At 73.4% G+C, this 7,479-nt stretch carries 2 protein-coding genes; both read left to right on the forward strand.

Translation table 11 applies throughout. The annotated features are described in order from the left end of the window. The first annotated feature begins 83 nt into the window (after positions 1-83). Positions 84-3,374 (forward strand): BTAD domain-containing putative transcriptional regulator, encoded by a 3,291-nt coding sequence (locus AB0878_RS14690; RefSeq protein WP_366579950.1) that lies wholly within the window; start codon positions 84-86, stop codon positions 3,372-3,374. Positions 3,375-3,566: 192 nt separating this feature from the next. After that, positions 3,567-7,274, forward strand: a complete 3,708-nt coding sequence (locus AB0878_RS14695) for a BTAD domain-containing putative transcriptional regulator (protein WP_366579952.1) — start codon at positions 3,567-3,569, stop codon at positions 7,272-7,274. Positions 7,275-7,479 lie beyond the last annotated feature (205 nt).

The raw sequence follows: 7,479 nt of genomic DNA on the forward strand, positions 1-7,479 counted from the left end.
GGCCCGCTCCACCACCCGTTCGGGCGTAAGATCACGAGTGGCATCCGGCGTGTGACGATCCGTCAACGCGTGAAGGGAGACCGATGTCGGCAGCGGACGGCGCGGCAGGCGGTATCACCGCGCCGAAGATCCGCCTGCTCGGCCCGGTCCGCGCCTGGCGCGGCGACACGGAACTCGACAGCGCCGAACTGGATCTGGGCTCCGCCCACCGCCGCACGGTTCTCGCGGTGCTGGCGATGTCGCCCAACCGCACCGTTTCCCGCGAAGAGCTGATCGACGCCGTGTGGGGCGACGCGCCCCCGGCCAGCGCTCAGGGCAGCATCTACACCTACATCTCCGGCCTGCGCCGTGCGCTCGAGCCCGGCCGTGCGAAAGGCACCGGGCCGCAACTGCTCGCGTCCATCGGGTCGGGGTACTCGCTGTGCGTGGAGCCCGAGACCGTCGACGTGCACCACTTCGAGGCCCTGCGCGACCAGGCCCAGCGCCACCTCTCGGCGGGCGAACGCGGTCCGGCGCTGGCGAAGCTCGACGAGGCGCTCGCGCTGTGGCACGGCGAGCCGCTGCAGAACCTGCCCGGCCCGTTCGCGGCGTCTCAGCGCACGCGGCTCGAGGAGCTGCGCCTCGCGACGGTCGAGCGTCGCGCCGAGGTCGTGCTCGACAACGGCGGGCACCTGGAGCTCGTCGAGGAACTGCTCGAATCGGCGCGCGAACACCCGTTCCGCGAGCCGCTGCACGGGCTGCTCATGCGAGCGCTCGCGCTCGGCGACCGCCGCACCGAAGCGCTGGCCGTGTACACGGACTTGCAGGACAAGCTGATCGAGGGCTTCGGCACCGAGCCGGGCCCGGCTCTGCGCGAGCTCTACGAGCGGCTGCTGGGCGGTGGTTCCGCGGTGGAGACCCCGGCCCCCGCGCCACGGCCGGCGCCGGCGCCCGCCCGGGTGCCGCGGTTCCCGTTGCCGGTGCTGCCGCCGCGCGCGGAGATCTTCTTCGACCGCGCGAGCGAGACGTTGCTGCTGCGCGAGGCCGTCGCCGGACTCGCCGGCGGCCTCGGCCGTTCGGTGTGGGTCGAGGGCGAACCCGGCATCGGCAAGACCGCGTTGCTCGCCGAAACCCTGTCGCTGGCCCAGGACGCGGGCGTCAAACCGCTGTTCGCCTCCGCTGACGCGCTCGACCAGCGCTTCGCCCTGCGGCCGCTGCTCGACGCGCTCGGGGTGCACCCGCGCGCGTCGGACCTGCGCCGCGCGGAGCTGGCCGTCGCGCTCGCCGAGAACCCCGGCGCCGACCCGGTGGAGGGCATCCTCGGGCTCGTGCGCGAGCTGTGCGCCGAGGAACCGCTCGCGCTCGTGGTCGACGACCTGCAGTGGGCCGACGACACCACGCTGCGCGTGTGGCGCTACCTCAGCCGCGAGACGCGGCGGCTGCCACTGCTGCTGATCGGCGCGTGCCGCCCGGTCCCCCGTCCCGCCGAGCTGGACGGCCTGCGCGCGGAGCTGGCGGCGGACGGCACGGAGCTGCTCACGCTCGGTCCGCTGCCCGAAAGCGCGATCCGCGACCTCGCCGGTGATCTCGCCGGCGCCCCGCCGGGCCAGGTGCTGCGCACGCTGATCGCGTTCGCGTCGGGAAATCCGCGCTACGCCAAGGAAATCGTGGAGACGCTGCTCTCCAACGCGATGATCCTGCTCGACGGCGCGCAGGCGATCGTCGACGGCAACAGCTGCCGCACGATCCCGGCACCGCTGGGTTCGCGCGTCACGCTGTACCTGAGCTTCCTCTCCAGTGGCACGCGCGACGTCCTGCGCTGGGCGGCCTTGCTGGGCAAGGAGTTCTCGCTGTCGGACATCGCGATCGCCACCGAGCGGCAGGCGACCGCGCTCGTCGGCGCCGTCGAGGAGGCGCTCGCGGCCGGCGTGCTCACCGAGTCCGACGAGCTGCTCACCTTCCGCCACCCGCTGCTGCGCCGCGTGCTGTACGAAAAGACGCCGGCCGCCATGCGCGTCGCGCTGCACCGCCAGCTCGCCGAGGCGTTCCAGGGCGCCGGTGCGTCGCCCGAGCGCGTGGCCGAGCAGCTGGCCGCGGCGCCGGTGCAGGTCGACCCGTGGGTGACGGGCTGGCTGACCGAGCACATCGGCACGGTCGCGACGGAGGCGCCGCGCATGGCCGTGGACCTGCTCAAGCACGTGGTCACGCAGGCCTCGCTGCCCGCCGACGCCCGCGAACCGCTCACGGCCACGCTGGCGCGGCTGCTGTTCTGGCTCGGCCGCGAGCCCGAAGCCGAGGCGCGCTCGGTCGTCGCGCGGACCGAGGACAGCAGGCAGGCCGCGGAGATGCGCTGGATCCTCGCCTACATCTACTACCGGCGCGGCGAGTTCGCCGAAGCGTCCGAAGAGGTCCGTCGCACGCTGGCCGACCCGCACGTGCCCGAGATGTGGCGCGGCCGGCACGAGACGCTGCGCGCGACGCTCGAACGCCTGGCCGTGGACGAAACGTCCGAACCGGACCTGTCGGAGCTGGGTGTGCTCGACGGCCTCGACGACGCCGCCGAACCGCTCAGCACCGCGCGCCGGCTGGCCGCGACCCGCGCCGTGCCCGGCGAGATGCACCTGGCGGGCGCTGTGCACTACTACTGGCGCGGCCGCTGGCCCGAGGCGCTGGCCGAGCTCGACACGGTGATCAAGGGCGGTGCGGAGACGGCGTCGTACGTGTTGCGCAGCCCCGGTTCCGCGCTGCTCGTGCACGGCGTCGGCGCGTTGATCGCGAGCCACCGCGACGAGCCGGAGGAAGCGAGCGCACACCTCGACGCCGCTGCGCACCAGCACTGGCCGCAGGGCCTCGAGCCCAACGGCGGCGACTACCTGCTGGCCGCCGAGGCGCAGCTGTCCGAACAGGAAGGCAACCCGGAGGCGGCGCTCGCCGCGCTGACCCCGTTGCTGGACCAGGGTTATCCGCCTTCGGCGCGCCAGCAGTGGCTGCCCGACCTGGTGCGCCTGGCGATGCAGCTGGGCGAGACGCACTACGCGTACCAGGCGCTGCGGCTGATCGGTGACACCGAGGGCACCGATGTCCCACCCGCGCACATGGCCGCCGCGGCCCACTGCCGCGGCCTGGTCGCGGGCGATCCCGACGCGATCCTCGGCGCGGCCGCGCACTACGAGGCCGCCGGCCGGGTGCTGAAACACGCGCGCGCCACCGAGGACGCCGCGATCCTGCTGGCGGAACACTGCCGGCTCGACGAGGCCCGCTCGGCGTTCCGCACGGCGCTCACCAGCTACACCACGCTCGGCGCGGCGTGGGACGTGCGCCGGGCCGAGACCCGGATGCACCCGCACGGCATCCGCCGCGCGAACCCCGTGCGCAGCCGCGCGGCGGGGGAATGATCCCGCTTTTCCCCGGCGCGCCCCGCTGAGCGGGACTGGCCGATGGGCTTTTGAGTCGAACATGGGCGCGCAGCGCCTCCGTTGAGGGTGGTGGCGGGGGCATCGGTGGATGCCGGCCACTCGTACGATGCCGGGTGATCACCAGCTCCCGGTAAGCTCGGCGAGTCAGACCGGTACGTCGAATGGAACGGCATGCCAGGGGATGCGCACAGCGGGTTGCGGGTGGACGTGCTCGGCCCGTTGCGGGCCTGGCGAGGTCCGGCCGAGATCAAGCTCGGGCCAGCGCGCCAGCGTGCCATCTTCGCGATGCTCGCGGTCAACGCAGGCCGGTCCGTGCCACGCGCGGAGCTCATCGCGGGGGTGTGGGGCGACTCGCCGCCCGCCAGCGTCGAGGGCAGCGTGCACACCTACATCTCGGGGCTGCGGCGCGCGCTCGACCCCGAGCGCACGAAGTGGGCGGCCTCGGGCGTGCTCGTGTCCGACGCCGGAGGCTATTCGCTCGCACTGGAGCCCGGGGGCCTCGACGCGGCCGTGTTCGAACGCCACCGCGAGCAGGCCCAGCAGCACGCCACCGCCGGTGACCACGACAAGGCCGCCGCGGAGTACGACGCCGCGCTCGCCCTCTGGCACGGCGAAGCGCTGTCCGGCGTGCCCGGCGAGTTCGCCGAGCGCCACCGCGAGCACCTGGCCGAGCTGCGGCTCGACACGCTGGAGCGCCGCGCCGCCGCCGTGCTGGAGCTCGGCGGCCACCAGGACCTGATCGCGGAGCTGACCGTGCTCGTCGGCGAGCACCCGCTGAGGGAGGCGGTGCGCGAGTCGCTGATGCTCGCGCTGTACCGCAGCGGCCGGCACTCCGACGCGCTCGACGTGTTCCGCGACGCCCGCGCCACCCTGCGCGCGGAGCTGGGCGTGGAGCCGGGGCCGCGGCTGCGGGAGCTGCACCAGCGCGTGCTGGAGCAGGACCCGGCGCTCGACCTGCCCAAGGTGAAGACGCCGGAGCCGCCGGCCGGTCCCGAGCCGATTTCCGTGCTGCCGCCGCGCGTCAGCCGGGCGCTGGACGACGGGGACGACAGCCCGTTGTTCGGCCGCGAAGCCGAGTCGGCGCAGCTGAGCGAGCTGCTGGCCGAGGTCCGCGACGGGCGGGGCCGGGCCGTGTGGATCGAGGGCGAGCCGGGCATCGGGAAGTCGGAGCTGCTCACGCGCGTGTTCAGCTACGCCACCGGCGGTGGGCTGCAGCTCGCGTGGGTGGCGGCCGACGAGCTGAGCACCCGGTTCCCGCTGCAGGTGATGCTGGAGTGCCTCGCGATCGACGCCGCCTCGCCGGATCCGCGTCGCGCCCGCGTGGCGAAGGAGCTGATGGGCGAGGGGCCGGCGCAACGCGCGTGGGGTTCGAGCGACCCGGTGCTCGGAGCCGTCGACCGGCTGTTGTCCCTGGTCGACGAGCTGTGCGCCGACGCCCCGCTGGTGCTGGTGATCGACGACCTGCAGTGGGCCGACGAGTCGAGCGTGCTCGTGTGGCACCGGCTGTGCGCGGCGACGCGGCAGCTGCCGTTGCTGCTCGTGGCCGCGACCCGGCCCGCACCCGACCGCGCGGAGCTCGCTCAGCTGCGCCGCGGCGTCGAGTCGCGCGACGGCGTGGTGCTGGATCTCGAACCGCTGGTGTCCGACGACGTCGTACGGCTGATCGAAGGCCTGCTGGGCGCGGATCCCGGCCCCGGTCTGCGTGAGCTGGCCGCTCGTGCCGCGGGAAACCCGTTGTACGTCAAGGAAATGGTCGACGTGCTCGTGCGCGCGGGTGCGGTCGAAGTGGAAGGTGGGTACGCCGACGTCGACGACCCCGCCGAGTTCGAGACGCCGCGCTCGCTCGTGGCGGCCGTCGACCGGCGGCTCGACTTCCTGCCGGCCGAGACGCAGGACGTGCTGCGCTGGGGTGCGTTGCTGGGCATGGAGTTCGCGGTCGGCGACATCGCGGCGGTGCTGGGCATCCGGCCGTCGGACCTGTTGGCGCCGCTGGAAGAAGCGGTGGCGGCCAACGTCCTCATCGACACGGGCACGCAGCTCGCGTTCCGGCATCCGTTGCTGCGCCAGGCGTTGTACAACCGGCTGCTGTCGGGCACGCGGGCGGCGCTGCACCGGCAGGCGGCGGAGGCGCTGGCGCGGATCGGCGCGCCGGTGAAGCGGGTGGCCGAGCAGCTCGTGGCGGCTCCGTCCACTGTGGACCCGTGGGTGCTGGACTGGCTGACGGAGAACCAGTCGGCCGTGACCAACCGGGCGCCGCTGATCGCCGTGGAGCTGCTGGAGCGCGCGCTCACGGCGTGCTCGGCGGCCGACCCGAGGCGTGAGGCGCTGATCACCGCGTTGACGAAGGTGCTCTTCCGACTGGAGCGCAACCCGGAAACCCTTGCCGTACAAGCGCTTGAGCTTTCGCAGGATCCGGAGAACGTCGCGGAAATGCGGCACCTGCTGGCCACGCTGCGGTTCCGGCGCGGGGCCGTCGCGCTCGCCGTGCAGACGCTCGAAGAGGCCGAGGACGATCCGGCGCTGCCCGAGATCTGGCACGTGCGTCGCCGGCACTTGCTGGCCAACTTCCGCCGCGGCGGGCTGGACGACCTCGACGTCGCGGAGGCCAGCGCGCACCAGGCCCGCGCGGAGGCCGACGGGGACCCGTACCTGTCGGCGCACGCGTTGCAGACGTTGTGGCTGGTGGATTCCGTGCGCCGCCACCACGAGAGCGCGCTGGCGCACATCGACGAGGCCATCGAGGCCGTCGGCGACGAGCACGAGCTGGCCGACCTGCACCTGGACCTGCTGGACAACCGCGTGTTCACGCTGCAGAACCTCGACCGGCTCGGCGAGGCGGACCGCACGTTGCAGGCCGCCGGCGAGATCGCGCAGCGGCATTCGATGCCGATCGGCTTGCAGGTGTCGGTCGCGGTGCACCGGTATTGGGAGGGCCGCTGGGACGAGGCCCTGGTCGAGCTCGACACCGTGACGGAAGACGGGCCGGCGATCACCTTCTACGGCCTGCGCGAACCCGGCGCGGCGGCGTTGCTGCTGCACGGCGTGGCTTCGCTGATCGCCGCCCGCCGCGGCGAGCGCGGGCAGGCGGCGGCGCATCTGGACGCGGCCGAGGAGTACGCGCCGGCGACCGGTGCCGAGCGGGAGAGTTTCGACTTCCTGCTGGTGGCCAACTCGGTGGTGGCGTGGCAGCGCGGGGAGATCAAGGAGGCGCTGGCCGTCCTCGAACCGATCCTCAACCCGACCTACGCCCAGATGATGCTGCGGCACCAGTGGCTGCCGATGTTCGTCGGCCTGGCTCTGGAGGCCGGCGACCAGGCGCTCGCGTTGCGCGGGCTGGCGGTGTGCGAGGAAGAGGCCGCCAAGGAACGCGAACCGGCCCGCGCCCACGCGGCCATGGACTGGTGCCGCGGCCTCATCGACGGCGACCCGGCGCCGGTGCTGCGGACGGTCGAGCACTTCCGCTCGGTCGGCCGCCGCCCGGAGCTCGCCGCCGCGTTGGAGGACGCGGCGGTGCTGCTCGCGCGCACCGAGGACCTGCCCGCGGCTCACGCGGCGCTGGACGAGGCGGCTGAGCTGTACACGTCGCTGTCGGCCCGGTGGGACTTGCAGCGGGCGGAGAAGCGCCTGCGGGAACTGGGGGTCCGGCGTGGCGGGCGGTTCGTGGCCACCGCCCGGCCGGGGCATGGGTGGGATTCGCTGTCGCCGCTGGAGGTTCGGATCGCGACGCTGGTGGCGGAGGGGCGGTCGAATCCCGACATCGCCACGGAGCTGGCGCTGCCGCGGCGGACGGTGCAGGCGCATGTGGCCCGGTTGCTGGGGAAGCTGGAGTCGCCGTCGCGGTCTGGTGTCGCGAATGCGGTGGCGCGGCGGATCGGCTGAGTTCCACGCACCCCAATGCGGCGTTGGTTGCGTCGAGCGCACCGAACGCCGCGTTGGGTGCGTTGGGCGCACCGAACGCCACATTGAGGTTTTCTCAGTAGGGCGAGGTGGGGGTGCGTGTTGCCGTGAGGTGAGGCGTGGGGCCGCTGGTAGGACTGGATTTGCGAAGATCGAATCCTAAAATTCCAGAGGCCCCACGTGATCA

This window comes from Amycolatopsis sp. NPDC047767 (genome assembly GCF_040704195.1).
Taxonomy (GTDB): domain Bacteria; phylum Actinomycetota; class Actinomycetes; order Mycobacteriales; family Pseudonocardiaceae; genus Amycolatopsis.

Bases quoted from the DNA above. Each gene is read 5' to 3' on its own strand.
- AB0878_RS14690 (WP_366579950.1), top strand. From the start codon at position 84: ATGTCGGCAGCGGACGGCGCGGCAGGCGGTATCACCGCGCCGAAGATC.
- AB0878_RS14695 (WP_366579952.1), top strand. From the start codon at position 3,567: ATGCCAGGGGATGCGCACAGCGGGTTGCGGGTGGACGTGCTCGGCCCG.